Genomic DNA, 13,669 nt, shown 5'->3' with positions numbered 1-13,669 from the left:
ACCATGACCACCACCCGGACAGCCACCGGCACCACCGTTCTCCAGGCCACCGGTGTCACCATGCGTTTCGGCGGACTCACCGCCGTACGCTCCGTCGACCTCACCGTCAACACCGGGGAGATCGTCGGACTCATCGGCCCCAACGGCGCCGGAAAAACCACCTTCTTCAACTGCCTGACCGGGCTCTACATACCCACCGAAGGCACCGTCGCGTACAAGGGCACCGTCCTTCCGCCCAAGCCCCATCTCGTCACCCAGGCCGGAATAGCCCGCACCTTCCAGAACATCCGGCTGTTCGCCAACATGACCGTCCTGGAGAACGTCCTCGTAGGACGGCACACCCGCACCAAGGAAGGGCTCTGGTCCGCGCTGCTGCGCGGCCCCGGATTCAAGAAGGCGGAACGCGAGTCCGAGGAACGGGCCATGGAGCTCCTCGAATTCATCGGGCTCGCCCATAAACGCGATCACCTCGCGCGCAATCTCCCCTACGGCGATCAGCGCAAGCTGGAGATCGCCCGCGCGCTCGCCAGCGACCCCGGTCTGCTGCTGCTCGACGAGCCCACCGCCGGCATGAACCCGCAGGAGACCCGCACCACCGAGGAACTGGTCTTCGCCATCCGTGACCAGGGCATCGCCGTCCTCGTCATCGAGCACGACATGCGCTTCATCTTCAACCTCTGCGACCGTGTCGCGTGCCTCGTCCAGGGCGAGAAGCTCGTCGAAGGCACCAGCGAGACCGTCCAGAGCGATGAACGCGTCGTCGCCGCCTATCTCGGCACCCCTTTCGAAGGCGCACCCGAGGACTCCGCCATCGAGGAAGTCGTCGCCGCCGAGAAAGCCGCCCACCCGGACGGCACCGACAGCGGCACCAGCACCGCCCGCCCCGAAGGAGACGACCAGTGACCCCACTCCTGGAAGTCAAGGACCTCAAAGTCGCCTACGGCAAGATCGAGGCCGTCAAAGGCATCTCCTTCACCGTCGCGGCAGGCGAGGTCGTCACCCTCATCGGCACCAACGGGGCCGGGAAGACCACCACTCTCCGCACGATCTCCGGGCTGCTGAAGCCGCTCAGCGGCTCCATCACCTTCGACGGTCTCCCGCTCACCGGGACACCCGCCCATAAGATCGTCGCCCTCGGCCTCGCCCATTCCCCCGAAGGCCGGCATATCTTCCCCCGGCTCACCATCGCCGAGAACCTTCAGCTCGGTGCCTTCCTCCGCAAGGACACCGAAGGCATCAACAGCGACATCGAGCGCTCCTACGACCTCTTCCCCATCCTCAAGGAGCGCAGCAGACAAGCCGCGGGCACCCTTTCCGGCGGTGAGCAGCAAATGCTCGCCATGGGCCGCGCACTCATGTCGCGACCCAAACTCCTCATGCTCGACGAACCCTCCATGGGCCTCTCACCGATCATGATGCAGAAAATCATGGCGACCATCGCCGAACTCAAATCCCAGGGCACCACCATCCTGCTCGTCGAGCAGAACGCCCAGGCCGCGCTCTCCCTCGCCGACCACGGCCATGTCATGGAGATCGGGAAGATCGTCCTCTCCGGCAGCGGACAACACCTCCTCCACGACGAATCCGTCCGCAAGGCCTATCTCGGCGAGGACTGAGGCCGACCCCACGCAGCCCCGCACACGAAGAGGCCCGCTTCCCCGGAGAGCAACTCCGGAAAAGCGGGCCCCTTCACATCCGGCCGGGAACGATCCGGCCCACGACTCCCCCTACGACTTCTCCTTCGCGGCCTTCCGCTCCCGCCCGTCCTCGATCACGGCCTCCGCGACCTCACGCATCGACAACCGGCGGTCCATCGACGTCTTCTGAATCCAGCGGAACGCCGCCGGCTCCGACAGCCCGTACTCCGTCTGCAACACCGACTTCGCCCGGTCCACCAGCTTCCGCGTCTCCAGCCGCTGGGTCAGATCCGCGACCTCCTGCTCCAGCGTCCGCAGCTCCGTGAAGCGCGATACCGCCATCTCGATGGCCGGCACCACATCGCTCTTGCTGAACGGCTTCACCAGATACGCCATAGCGCCCGCGTCGCGCGCCCGCTCGACCAGGTCCCGCTGCGAGAACGCGGTCAGCATCAGCACCGGAGCGATCGACTCCTCGGCGATCTGCTCGGCCGCGGAGATACCGTCGAGCTTCGGCATCTTCACATCCAGGATCACCAGGTCGGGCCGCAGGTCCCGGGCGAGCGAGACAGCCGTCTCACCGTCGCCCGCCTCACCGACCACGCTGTAGCCCTCCTCCTCCAGCATCTCCTTGAGGTCGAGACGGATCAGCGCCTCGTCCTCGGCGATGACGACCCGCGTCGTCAGGGGAGGCACATGCGACTTGTCGTCGTCTTCTACGGGCTGGGGCGGCTCGGGGGCGGTCACCTTGGGGCTCCTCATGACGGGCCTGCTGTCGTGGATACGCAGCCTACCCAGCAGCGGGCGGGTACGCTGACCCGGTATGCTGCTGGGGTACTGATGCCGGGTTGGCGGAATAGGCATACGCGGATGTCTCAAACACATCTGTCCGAAAGGACATGCGGGTTCAAGTCCCGCACCCGGCACCACTGAAGCGGAAGCTCACGATCTCGTGAACTTCCGCTTCTTTGCTACCCAGAGCAGCGCTTCGTGACGCAGAGTGTTCGTATGCACGTTCACGACACAGCGATTCGACACAGGGCCGTCCCCCTGCTGCGGGGCGGCGCCCGCAACGCGGATGTGGCCCGGGAGCTGAACATCCCCAAGGGCACGATCAGCTACTGGAAGCACATGGACCGGGCCAAGCGTGGCGAGTGCCCCGGCAGGCCCGATGCCCAGTGCCCCCGCTGCGACGGTCGCGCGCTGGACAGAGCCGCGTACTCGTACCTGCTCGGCCTGTACCTCGGCGATGGCCACATCAGCCACTACTCCGGTCACCGCGTGCCGAATCTCATGATCACCTGCGCCGATGACTGGCCCGGACTCAAGAATGAGTGCGAGCGGGCAATGAAAGCCGTCTTTCCGGACAACTCGGTGTGCCGAGTGAGGAAACAAGGCTGTCAGAACATCAAGGTCTACTCCAAGCACCTGCACTGCCTCTTCCCGCAGCACGGACCCGGACGGAAGCACGAGCGCCGCATCGCCCTGGAGCCCTGGCAGCAGTCGATCGTGGACGCGCACCCCTGGGAGTTCATCCGAGGGTTGATCCACTCCGACGGCTGCCGCATCACCAACTGGACGATCCGCCTCGTCCAAGGGATACGGAAACGGTACGAGTACCCGCGCTACCTCTTCGCCAACAAGTCGGACGACATCCGGCGGTTGCTCACGGACACCCTCGACGCCGTCGGGGTCGAGTGGACGGTGCTTGCCCGCGGCAGCGACCCGTTCAACATCTCCGTCGCCCGCAAGGCGTCCGTCGCGCTCATGGATCTGCACATCGGGCCGAAGCACTGAAGGACCGTCCTGTCCTCGGTGCTTCGCGCTTCGGCCCTGGGTTGTTCCGGGGTGGGTCAGGTCGGGGTGTCGCCGATGTGGTGGACGCGGACGAGGTTGGTGGAGCCGGTGACGCCGGGCGGGGAGCCGGCGGTGATGACGACGATGTCGCCCTTCTCGCAGCGGCCGATCCGCAGGAGCTGTTCGTTGACCTGTTCGACCATCGCGTCGGTGGAGTCGACGTGGGGGCCGAGGAAGGTTTCGACGCCCCAGGTGAGGTTGAGCTGGGAGCGGGTCTCGGGGTCGGGGGTGAAGGCGAGGAGGGGGATGGGTGAGCGGTAGCGGGAGAGCCGTTTGACGGTGTCGCCGGACTGGGTGAAGGCGACGAGGAACTTGGCGCCGAGGAAGTCGCCCATCTCGGCGGCGGCGCGGGCGACGGCGCCGCCCTGGGTGCGGGGCTTGTTGAGTTCGGTGAGGGGCGGGAGGCCCTTGGAGAGGATGTCCTCCTCGGCGGCTTCGACGATGCGCGCCATGGTGCGGACGGTTTCGACGGGGTATTTCCCGACGCTGGTCTCGCCGGAGAGCATGACGGCGTCGGTGCCGTCGATGACGGCGTTGGCGACGTCGGAGGCCTCGGCGCGGGTGGGGCGGGAGTTCTCGATCATCGAGTCGAGCATCTGGGTGGCGACGATGACGGGTTTGGCGTTGCGCTTGGCGAGTTTGACGGCGCGCTTCTGGACGAGGGGGACCTGTTCCAGGGGCATTTCGACGCCGAGGTCGCCGCGGGCGACCATGATGCCGTCGAACGCGGCGACGATGTCCTCGATGTTGTCGACCGCCTGGGGTTTTTCGACCTTGGCGATGACGGGAAGGCGGCGGCCTTCCTCCTTCATGATGCGGTGGACGTCCTTGATGTCGTTCCCGCTGCGCACGAAGGAGAGCGCGATGACGTCGAAGCCGGTGCGCAGGGCCCAGCGGAGGTCGTCCTGGTCCTTGGTGGAGAGGGCGGGGACGGAGACGGCGACCCCGGGGAGGTTGAGTCCCTTGTGGTCGGAGACCATGCCGCCTTCGATGACGGTGGTGCGGACGCGGGGGCCGTCGACCTCGGTGACCTTGAGGGTGACTTTGCCGTCGTCGATGAGGATGTGTTCGCCGGGGGTGACGTCGGCGGCGAGGCCACTGTAGGTAGTGCCGCAGATGTGGCGGTCGCCGGGGGCGCCGTCCTCGACGGTGATGGTGAAGGTGTCGCCGCGTTCAAGGAGTACGGGGCCTTCGGTGAAACGGCCGAGCCGGATCTTCGGGCCTTGAAGGTCGGCGAGCATTCCGACGCTGCGGCCGGTTTCCTCGGATGCCTTGCGGACGCGCTGGTAGCGCTCCTCGTGGTCGGCGTAGTCGCCGTGGCTGAGGTTGAAGCGGGCTACGTCCATCCCGGCTTCGACCAGTGCCTTGATCTGGTCGTATGAGTCGGTTGCGGGGCCCAGGGTACAGACGATTTTTGCTCGGCGCATGTTTCGAGCGTAGGGCTTACCGGTGGGTAGGGAATTGGGTTGTGGTGACTACTCAACATCCTTTGCATGAGGGGTTTTTAACAAGTGTTGAATTGTGCACGGGGGTGCTCTGATGAGCAATTTCCGCGGGCTGGGTGCGCTGGGGTGGGCACGCTCGGTAGTGGTGTGACGGGTGGGTGACTGTGGGGTGATCGGTGGTGGCCGGTGGGGGTGATGGTGGGTCAGCGGGGTTCGGCGAGGGGGGTGAGCCGGTGGCCGGGGGCGGGGGTCGCGGTGGGGTGCGGGGTGAGGCCGAAGGTGGTGAAGGCGGTGCGGGTGGGGAGGGGGTAGGGGTTCTTGCCGGTGAGGGCGTTGAGGATGGTGGCGCTGCGCCAGGCGGAGAGCCCGAGGTCGGGGGTGCCGACCCCGTGGGTGTGGTGTTCGGCGTTCTGGACGTAGATGTGGTGTCCGGTGTCGCTGATGGCGGGGTCGAGGACGAGGCGTTGGTGGTGGTCGACGCGGGGGCGGCCGGCGGTGTCGTGGCGGAGGTAGGGGGTGAGTCCGGCGAGGAGGGTGGTGAGGGGGCGTTCGCGGTAGCCGGTGGCGAGGACGACGGCGTCGGTGGTGAGGCGGCTGCGGGTGTTCTGCTGGGCGTGTTCGAGGTGGAGTTCGACCTGGGTGGTGGCGATCCGGCCGGCCGTGCGGACGGTGACCCCGGGGGTGAGGACGGTGTCGGGCCAGCCGCCGTGCAGGGTGCGGCGGTAGAGCTCTTCGTGGATGGCGGTCATGGTGTCGGCGTCGATGCCTTTGTGGAGTTGCCATTGCTGCGGGACGAGGGTGTCGCGGGTGGTCTGGGTGAGGTGGTGGAAGTACCGGGTGTAGTCGGGGGTGAAGTGTTCGAGGCCGAGTCTGGAGTACTCCATGGGGGCGAAGGCGGGGGTGCGGGCGAGCCAGTGGAGCCGTTCGCGGCCGGGGGGCCGGTGGCGCAGCAGGTCCAGATAGATCTCGGCGCCGGACTGGCCTGAGCCGATGACGGTGATGTGGTCGGCGGCGAGGATGCGGGCGCGGTGGGTGAGGTAGTCGGCGGCGTGGTGGACGGGGGCGGTGGGGGTGTCGGCGAGGGGGCGGAGGGCTTCGGGGACGTGGGGGGCGGTGCCGATGCCGAGGGCGATGTTCCTGGCGTAGGAGCGGCCGGGGGTTCCGGTGTCGGTGTGGGGGTCGCGGCGGGTGTAGTCGACTTCGTAGAGGGCGCGTTCGGGGTTCCAGTGGACGGCGTCGATGTGGTGGTCGAAGTGGAGTGCGGGGAGGTTGTCGCTGACCCAGCGGCAGTAGGCGTCGTATTCGGTGCGGTGGGTGTGGAAGCGCTCGGCGAAGTAGAAGGGGTAGAGGCGTTCGCGGGTGCGGAGGTAGTTGAGGAAGCTCCAGGGGCTGGTGGGGTCGGCGAGGGTGACGAGGTCGGCGAGGAAGGGGACTTGGAGGGTGGCCCCTTCGATGAGGAGGCCGGGGTGCCAGTGGAAGGCGGGGTGCTCGTCGTAGAAGGCGGTGTCGAGGGTGGTGAGGGGGTGGGCGAGGGCGGCCAGGGAGAGGTTGAAGGGCCCGATGCCGATACCGATGAGGTCGCGGGGGGTGTCGGATGCCTGGCGGGGTGCGGGGATGTGGGGGTGGGGGGTCATCGGGGGCGGGTCCTTCCACCTGTTCAGGGGGGTGGGGGGCGGAAATCCTCAGGGTGACCGGCGGGGTGTGGAAGGGGTGGGGTTCTGTGGGTTTGGGACCCGAAAGAGTTACGGCGAAGAGTTACGGCGGGGGGACGGGCGTGGGCCCGGTCCCCCCGCCGTGTGGGTGGGGTGTGCTGGTGGTGGGTCAGGTGGTGCGGACGCGCAGGGCGCGGGCGAGGTCGTCGAGCTGGTCGGCGAGCCTGCGGTGGAGCGCGGGGGTGGTGCCGGGGTCGTCGAGGGCGGCGCGGCCGAGGGTGAGGGTGGTGGCGTCGACGGCGTGGGCGGGGAATCCGTGGTGGCCGATGGCGGCGGCGATGGCGGGGCCCCGGCGGGCGGCGACGGTGACGGCCTCGGTGAAGTAGCGGGGGATGTACTCGGCGGTGAGGTCTGCCTGTTCGGGTTGCCAGAAGCCTTGTGCGGTGGCGGTGAAGAGGTAGTTGGAGAGCGGGTCGTCGGGGTGGAAGAGGGCGTTCCAGGCGGCGCTCTTGGCTTCGGGGTCGGGCAGGGCGGCGCGGCAGCGCGCGGCGCCTTCCTGGCCGGTGGCGCTGGGGTCGCGGGCGAGTTCGGTGTCGATGGCGGTGGTGTCGGTGGCGCCGAGGACGGCGAGCCGGTGGAGGATGCGCCAGCGGAGTTCGGGGTCGAGTTCGGGTCCGCCGGGGGCGGTGCCGTCGGTGAGCCAGTCGCTGATGGTGTCGGGGTGGGCGGCGGCCGAGATGTAGTGGCGTACGGCGACGAGGCGCAGCCCGGGGTGTTCGCCGTCCTCGGTGCGGCGGATGAGGGCGCGGGTGAGGTTGGTGAGGGTGGTGAGGGCTTCGGGGCGTTGCCGGGGGGTGAGGTAGCGGTCGGTGATGTGGGTGGCGGCGAAGGTCAGGACGCCCTGGGTGAGGGCGAGGTCGGTTTCGTCGGGGAGGTGGGTCTCGGCGGTGGTGAGGTAGGTGGTGGGGTCGAGGTCGCCGTCGCGGACCATGTCGCGCAGGGTGTTCCAGACGACGGCGCGGGCGAGGGGGTCGGGGATGCCGGAGAGGTGGCTGAGGGCGGTTTCCCGGGACTGGGGGTCGAGGCGGAGTTTGGCGTAGGTGTGGTCCTGGTCGTTGGGGAGGACCAGGGCGGGGCGTACGCCGGTGCGGGGGGTGGTGGGGCCGGTGTGGGGGATGTCGGTGTCGAGGCGTTCGCGCAGGACGAGGGCGCGGGGGTCGTTGAGGTCGCGGTCGTAGACGCCGGTGGTGATGCGGTGGGGGCGGGTGCCGTGGTGGGTGGTGGTGAGGGTCCAGGTGCCGGGTTTGGCGGTGATGCCGGTGGTGAGGGTGTCGACGCCGGTGGTGCGGAGCCAGCTGTCGGCCCAGGTGTGGACGTCGCGTTCGGTGGCGCTCGCGAGGGAGTCGAGGAAGTCGGTGAGGGTGGCGTTGGCGAATTTATGGCGGGCGAAGTGGGTGTTGATGCCGTTGAGGAAGTCCTTCTCGCCGAGCCAGGCGACGAGTTGGCGCAGGGCCGAGGCGCCCTTGGCGTAGGAGATGCCGTCGAAGTTGAGGAGGGCGGAGGCGGTGTCGTCGACGGCGTCGGGGGCGACGGGGTGGGTGGTGGGGCGCTGGTCGGCGTCGTATCCCCAGGCTTTGCGGGCGACGCCGAAGTCGACCCAGGTGTCGGTGAAGCGGGTGCATTCGGTGAGGGTCTGGTAGCCCATGTATTCGGCGAAGGACTCGTTGAGCCAGATGTCGTCCCACCATGTGAGGGTGACGAGGTCGCCGAACCACATATGGGCCATTTCATGGGCGATGACCATGGCGCGGGTCTGGCGTTCGGTTTCGGTGACGGCGGAGCGGTAGACGAATTCGTCGCGGAAGGTGACGAGTCCGGGGTTCTCCATGGCGCCGGCGTTGAATTCGGGGACGAATGCCTGGTCGTAGGAGTCGAAGGGGTACGGTTCCTCGAATTTCTCGTGGTAGCGGTCGTAGAGGGCGGTGGTGAGGTCGAGGATCTCGTCGGCGTCGGTGTCGAGGTAGGGGGCGAGGGAGCGGCGGCAGTGGATGCCGAAGGGGATGCCGCGGTGTTCGGTGCGGACGGTGTGCCAGGGGCCCGCGGCGACGGCGACGAGATAGGTGGAGATCCGGGGGGTGGTGGCGGCGGTCCAGCGGCCGTCGGTGTCCCGGGTGGTGGTGCTGTTGGCGAGGACGGTCCAGTCGTCGGGGGCGGTGACGGTGACGTCGAAGGTGGCTTTGAGGTCGGGCTGGTCGAAGGCGGGGAAGACGCGCTGGACGTCGTCGAGGAAGAGCTGGGTGTAGACGTAGGTCTCGCCGTCGGTGGGGTCGGTGAAGCGGTGCATGCCTTCGCCGGTGCGGCTGTAGCGCATGGTGCTGGTGAGGGTGAGTTCGTGGGGGCCGGTGGTGAGGGTGAGGGGTAGTCGGTTGTCGGTGAGGGTGGCGGGGTCGAGGGGTTCGCCGTCGAGGGTGGCGGTGTGCAGTGCGGTGGGCTTGAGTTCCACGAAGGTGTCCGCGTCCGCGCGGGAGGTGAAGCGGATGACCGTGCGGGAGGTGAAGGTCTCGTCGCCGGTGGTGAGGTCTAGGTCGACGGTGTAGTGCTGGACGTCGAGGAGCTGGGCTCGGCGGTGCGCTTCGTCGCGCGTGAGTACGGACATGCTGCTCATGCTGCATGATGCGGGGCGCCGGGCACAGGGGCGGTGTCCTGTCCGGGCCGGTCTGTGCACTTGTGCGGGCGCGGTGCGGTCGCTGTGTGGTGGTGGAGCGGGTGCGGGGGCTCGGGGGGCGGCTGTTCCGGCGGGCGGGGAACGGCTGCGCGCGGGGCCGGGGGGCACGCGGGAGCGGGTGCTCGCGGGGCCGGGGGCTCGCGGGGCCGGGGGCTCGCGGGAGCGGGGGCTCGCGGGGCCGGTGCTCGCGGGGCCGGTGCTCGCGGGGCCCGGGCCGGGTGGGGTGGGTGGGCCGGGGACCCGTTCGTCGGCGGGGCCCGTGGGGCCCGCCCCTGGGGTGCGGGGGCGGGGGAAGCCGGTGTGCCGGTGGCCGGTGCGGGTGGGCGGCGGTCGGCGGGCGGGCCGGGCGCGGGGGTCAGGTGCGGGCGGCCCGTGTGGTGTTCAGCGGGCGTCGGCGATCTGCTCGTGGTGGCGGATCACCTCGGCGATGATGAAGTTCAGGAGCTTCTCGGCGAACGCGGGGTCGAGTTTGGCGTTCTCCGCGAGGGTGCGGAGCCGGGCGATCTGGTCGGCTTCGCGGCCGGGGTCGGCGGGGGGCAGTCGGTGGGCGGCCTTGAGGTGGCCGACCTGCTGGGTGCATTTGAAGCGTTCCGCGAGCATATGGACGACGGCGGCGTCGATGTTGTCGATGCTTTCGCGGAGGCGGACGAGTTCGGCTCGGACCGCGGGGTCGACGGAGCCGGGACCCGTGCCGGTGGCGTTGTAGGTGTCGCTGGGGGTCATGGTGGATCACCCTACGGGGCGGCCGGACCGGAGGATCGGGGGGTCGTCGGGGTCGGGGACGGTGGTGGACCAGCCGCCGGGTACGGCGCGTCCTTGCTGGTCGCGGAAGCGGATGGGTGCCATGCCGACGCGGCGGGTGAAGAGCCGGGAGAAGTAGGCGGGGTCGTCGTAGCCGACGCGGCGGGCGACGGAGGCGACGGGAAGTTCGGTGGCGGCGAGGAGTTCCTTGGCGCGGCCGAGGCGGATGCCGAGGAGGTAGTCCTTGGGGCTGCATCCGGCGGCGCGGCGGACGGCGGTGCGCAGTTCGGCGGGGGTCATTCCGTGGCGGGCGGCGTGTTCGGCGACGGAGAGCGATTGGAACGCGTCGCGGGCGAGGGCCTGGAGGACGGGGTGGCCGTCGGGGGCCGTACCGGCGCGGGCGCGGCGCAGGGCGACGAGGAGTTCATGGACGGCCGCGCCGGTCTCCACTTCGAGGAGGGGGTTGCCGCGGCGGGCGGCGCGGGCGATGCGGCCGATGGCGGTGCGGGGGCCGGTGGGGTCGGAGAGGGCGACGACGGGGCGTTCGGGTTCTATGTAGCCGAGTTCGGTGTAGGTGGTGGTGGCGGGGCCGGAGAAGTCGACGAAGCTCTCGTCCCAGCCGGTGCCGGGGTCGGGTCCGTAGTGGTGGGGGACGCCGGGGGTGAGCCAGAGCAGGGCGGGGGCGGTGATGGTGGTGCGGCGGCCGTCGGGGCTGCGGTACCAGCCGCGGCCCGCGGTGATGACGACGGCGACATGGTGGTCGAGGGTGCGGGGGCCGACGGTGGGGAGGGTGCCGTGCTGGAGTCCGACGCCGAGGCAGACGAGTCCGAGGCGGTGGTGCTGGGGGCTCGGGGTGAAGTACCTCATCCAGGTGTGATACATCCGCTTTCTCCCCATTTCTCGCCGCGTCGGCCGGTGGGGCCGGGTGGTGGGTGCCCGCCCCGTCCGTTCCGGAACCTTTGCGTCCAATCACCCCCGATCTTTGTCCATGGACCCGGCGCCCGCCAGGGGCGATCGTGTGGGGGCCGGTGACCGAGAGGGATGTGATGGCCGAGTTCAGGGTGGGCGAGGACGACTTCGAGACGGACGGAAGACCGGTGCGGCTGCTGTCGGGGGCGCTGCACTACTTCCGGGTCCATGAGGAGCAGTGGGGGCATCGGCTGGCGATGCTGCGGGCGCTGGGTCTGAACTGCGTGGAGACATATGTCCCGTGGAACATGCACGAGCCGAGGCCGGGTGAGTTCCGGGACGTGGAGCGGGTGGGCCGGTTCCTGGACGCGGTGCGGGCGGCGGGGATGTGGGCGATCGTGCGGCCGGGTCCGTACATCTGCGCCGAGTGGGAGAACGGCGGGCTCCCGCACTGGGTGACGGGTTCCCTGGGGGCGCGGGTGCGGACCCGGGACGCGGAGTTCCTGGCGGCGGTGACGCGCTGGTTCGGGGTGCTGCTGCCGCAGATCACGGAGCGGCAGATCGACGGCGCGGGCCCGGTGATCATGGTGCAGGTGGAGAACGAGTACGGCTCGTACGGGTCGGACGCGGTGTATCTGCGGCATCTCGCGGGGATGCTGTCGGACCTCGGGGTGCGGGTGCCGCTGTTCACGTCGGACGGGCCCGAGGACCACATGCTGACGGGCGGCTCGGTGCCGGACGTGCTCGCGACGGTGAACTTCGGCTCGCAGGCGCGGGCGGGGTTCGACGCGTTGCGGCGGCACCGGCCGCGGGGTCCGTTGATGTGCATGGAGTTCTGGTGCGGGTGGTTCGACCACTGGGGCGCGGAGCATGTGTCGCGGGACGCGGCGGACGCGGCGGCGGCGCTGCGGGAGATCCTGGAGTGCGGGGCGTCGGTGAATCTCTACATGGCGTTCGGGGGGACGAGCTTCGCGGGCTGGTCGGGGGCGAACCGGGCCGGGGAGCTGCACGACGGGGCGCTGGAGCCGGATGTGACGTCGTACGACTACGGGGCGCCGGTGGACGAGTACGGGCGGCCGACGGAGAAGTTCCGGCTGATGCGGGAGGTGCTGGCGGCGTACGCGGACGGGCCGTTGCCGCCGGTTCCCGAGGCTGCGCCGGTGCTGGGGGCGCCGGTGGCGGCGGGTCCGCTGGAGTGGGTGCCGCTGGCGGAGGTGCTGGCGGGGCTGGGCGGTCCGGAGTCGGTGCACGCGGTGCCGCCGACGTTCGAGGAGCTGGACGTGGACCGGGGGCTGGTGCGGTACGTGTTCGAGGTGCCGGGGCCCCGGGATCCGCACGAGCTGCGGGTGCGGGGCTTGCGGGATCTGGCGGTGGTCGAGGTCGACGGGGTGCGGGCGGGGGTGCTCACCGAGGACGCCGCGGTGCTGCCGGTGCCGGTGCCGGGTCCGGCGCGGGTGGAGCTGTGGGTGGAGTCGCTGGGCCGGGTGAACTACGGTCCGCGGCTCGGGGAGCCCAAGGGGATCACCGGCGGTGTGCTGCACGAACGGCAGTATCTGCACGGCGTACGGGCGCGGGGGCTGCGGCTGGACGCGTTCGACGACGCGGGACGGGTCCGCGCGCTGGCGCCCGTACCCGTGGGTGAGGGGGACGGGCGGGGGCTGTACCGGGGGGTCTTCGAGGTGCGGGGGGCCGTGGGGGACGCGGTGGTGGAGGTGCCCGGGTGGGGGCGGGGGTTCCTGTGGGTGAACGGGGTCAACCTGGGGCGGTACTGGTCGGCGGGGCCGCAGACCGGGTTGTACGTACCCGGGCCGGTGCTGCGGGAGGGCGTGAACGAGGTCTGGCTCCTTGAGCTCGACGCCCCCGGTTCCACGGTGGCCTTCCGCCCGGTGTGACCCGTCGGGGCCGTGTGCGAGGCGTCCCGTGCCCCGGGTCTCCGGTGCGGAACTAGTCGGTGCGAAGGAGGGGGACGATCCGGGCGTGGCCCAGGTCGCGGTCGTCACCCGCTCGGAGGGTGCCGGCCGGATCGAGGAGCCGCACCGCGACGCGCTCCGTGCCGTCGTGGTGGGAGCGTTCGGTCACCACCCGGAGGGTGCCGGTGCGGGTGGCGAGCAGGGTTCGTGTCAGTTCCGCGGGGATGTCGAGGGCGGCCCAGCGGCGCGCCTCGGCCAATGCCTCCGTACGGCCCGCCGAGCCGCCGTGCTCCAGCAGTGCGCGGACGATCCCCGGGGAGCCGCGCCGCGCGGCCGCGACCAGTGGGGGCTCCTCTTCGGGTCCGGGCAGGTCCGGGTCGCCGCCCGCGCCGAGGAGGGCGGCCACGATCGCCGTGTGTCCGCCCCTGATCGCCCAGGCCAGCGGGGTGAAGCCGAACTCCTCCCGGGCGTCGGGCCGGGCCCCGGCCGCGAGCAGGGCCCGTACCGCGTCCGTGTGGCCTCCGGCAGCCGCGGCGCACAGCGGCAGACCTTCCGTGCCGCCCGGCCGGTCGGGGTCGGCGCCCGCGCGGAGCAGCAGTCGTACCAGGTCGGCGGCGCCCTGTACGGAGGCGAGGTACAGAGGGGTGACGCCGTCCTCGTCGGGGAAGTCCGGGTCGGCGCCGGAGCGGAGGAGTCCGGTGAGCGTGCGCCGCGCCCCGGCCGGGTCCGTGACGGCGGTGAGTACGGCCGGGTGGAGCTGTGCGCCGGGTGGGGCGGCGTCGGGGTGGTCCAT

The 13,669-nt window shown here is 70.3% G+C and carries 11 protein-coding genes and 1 tRNA gene; 5 read left to right on the top strand and 7 right to left on the bottom strand.

Annotated elements, in window-relative coordinates; translation table 11 throughout:
• Window positions 1–3: 3 nt before the first annotated feature.
• Together OG711_RS29640 and OG711_RS29635 are read left to right on the top strand one after the other, a co-directional pair.
• Window positions 4–903, top strand: coding sequence for an ABC transporter ATP-binding protein (locus tag OG711_RS29640; RefSeq protein ID WP_329564127.1), 900 nt, complete (start codon window positions 4–6; stop codon window positions 901–903).
• Window positions 900–1,616 (top strand): ABC transporter ATP-binding protein, encoded by a 717-nt coding sequence (locus OG711_RS29635; protein ID WP_073790927.1) that lies wholly within the window; start codon window positions 900–902, stop codon window positions 1,614–1,616. Before OG711_RS29640 ends, OG711_RS29635 begins: the two co-directional genes overlap by 4 nt.
• Before the next feature lie 111 nt (window positions 1,617–1,727).
• Here the strand turns inward: OG711_RS29635 and OG711_RS29630 are convergent, their stop codons facing one another.
• The gene (locus tag OG711_RS29630) at window positions 1,728–2,384 is read right to left on the bottom strand and encodes an ANTAR domain-containing response regulator (protein WP_073790930.1); all 657 of its coding nucleotides are present in this window, start codon (window positions 2,382–2,384) and stop codon (window positions 1,728–1,730) included.
• 95 nt (window positions 2,385–2,479) lie between these two features.
• On the opposite strand from OG711_RS29630, the gene OG711_RS29625 reads away from it, so the two are divergent.
• Both OG711_RS29625 and OG711_RS29620 read left to right on the top strand, forming a co-directional pair.
• Window positions 2,480–2,566: transfer RNA gene (locus tag OG711_RS29625), tRNA-Leu, on the top strand.
• 79 nt (window positions 2,567–2,645) lie between these two features.
• Window positions 2,646–3,434: a helix-turn-helix domain-containing protein gene (locus OG711_RS29620; protein ID WP_329561544.1), complete on the top strand. Its 789-nt coding sequence runs from the start codon at window positions 2,646–2,648 to the stop codon at window positions 3,432–3,434.
• A gap of 56 nt (window positions 3,435–3,490) precedes the next feature.
• Here the strand turns inward: OG711_RS29620 and pyk are convergent, their stop codons facing one another.
• The 5 genes from pyk to OG711_RS29595 all read right to left on the bottom strand — a co-directional run bounded on the left by pyk (window position 3,491) and on the right by OG711_RS29595 (window position 10,939).
• Window positions 3,491–4,921, bottom strand: a complete 1,431-nt coding sequence (gene pyk / locus OG711_RS29615; RefSeq protein ID WP_073790936.1) for a pyruvate kinase — start codon at window positions 4,919–4,921, stop codon at window positions 3,491–3,493.
• A 221-nt stretch (window positions 4,922–5,142) separates the two neighbouring features.
• Complete coding sequence (locus OG711_RS29610) at window positions 5,143–6,573, bottom strand: lysine N(6)-hydroxylase/L-ornithine N(5)-oxygenase family protein (protein ID WP_073790939.1); 1,431 nt, start codon at window positions 6,571–6,573, stop codon at window positions 5,143–5,145.
• 187 nt (window positions 6,574–6,760) lie between these two features.
• Window positions 6,761–9,256: an aminopeptidase N gene (pepN, locus tag OG711_RS29605; RefSeq protein ID WP_329561541.1), complete on the bottom strand. Its 2,496-nt coding sequence runs from the start codon at window positions 9,254–9,256 to the stop codon at window positions 6,761–6,763.
• A gap of 441 nt (window positions 9,257–9,697) precedes the next feature.
• The gene (locus OG711_RS29600; protein ID WP_329561539.1) at window positions 9,698–10,039 is read right to left on the bottom strand and encodes a chorismate mutase; all 342 of its coding nucleotides are present in this window, start codon (window positions 10,037–10,039) and stop codon (window positions 9,698–9,700) included.
• A 6-nt stretch (window positions 10,040–10,045) separates the two neighbouring features.
• Window positions 10,046–10,939 (bottom strand): helix-turn-helix domain-containing protein, encoded by an 894-nt coding sequence (locus OG711_RS29595; RefSeq protein WP_329561537.1) that lies wholly within the window; start codon window positions 10,937–10,939, stop codon window positions 10,046–10,048.
• A gap of 164 nt (window positions 10,940–11,103) precedes the next feature.
• On the opposite strand from OG711_RS29595, the gene OG711_RS29590 reads away from it, so the two are divergent.
• Window positions 11,104–12,858, top strand: a complete 1,755-nt coding sequence (locus tag OG711_RS29590; RefSeq protein ID WP_329561535.1) for a glycoside hydrolase family 35 protein — start codon at window positions 11,104–11,106, stop codon at window positions 12,856–12,858.
• Between the two features lie 52 nt (window positions 12,859–12,910).
• Here OG711_RS29590 and OG711_RS29585 read toward each other — a convergent pair whose 3' ends face one another.
• Window positions 12,911–13,669 (bottom strand): ankyrin repeat domain-containing protein, encoded by a 759-nt coding sequence (locus OG711_RS29585; RefSeq protein ID WP_329561533.1) that lies wholly within the window; start codon window positions 13,667–13,669, stop codon window positions 12,911–12,913.

Origin of the sequence: Streptomyces uncialis (genome assembly GCF_036250755.1) — a bacterium.
Classification (GTDB): domain Bacteria; phylum Actinomycetota; class Actinomycetes; order Streptomycetales; family Streptomycetaceae; genus Streptomyces; species Streptomyces uncialis.
The sequence above is the reverse complement of the archived record's forward strand: the minus strand, read 5'-3'. Positions and strand labels throughout refer to the sequence as shown.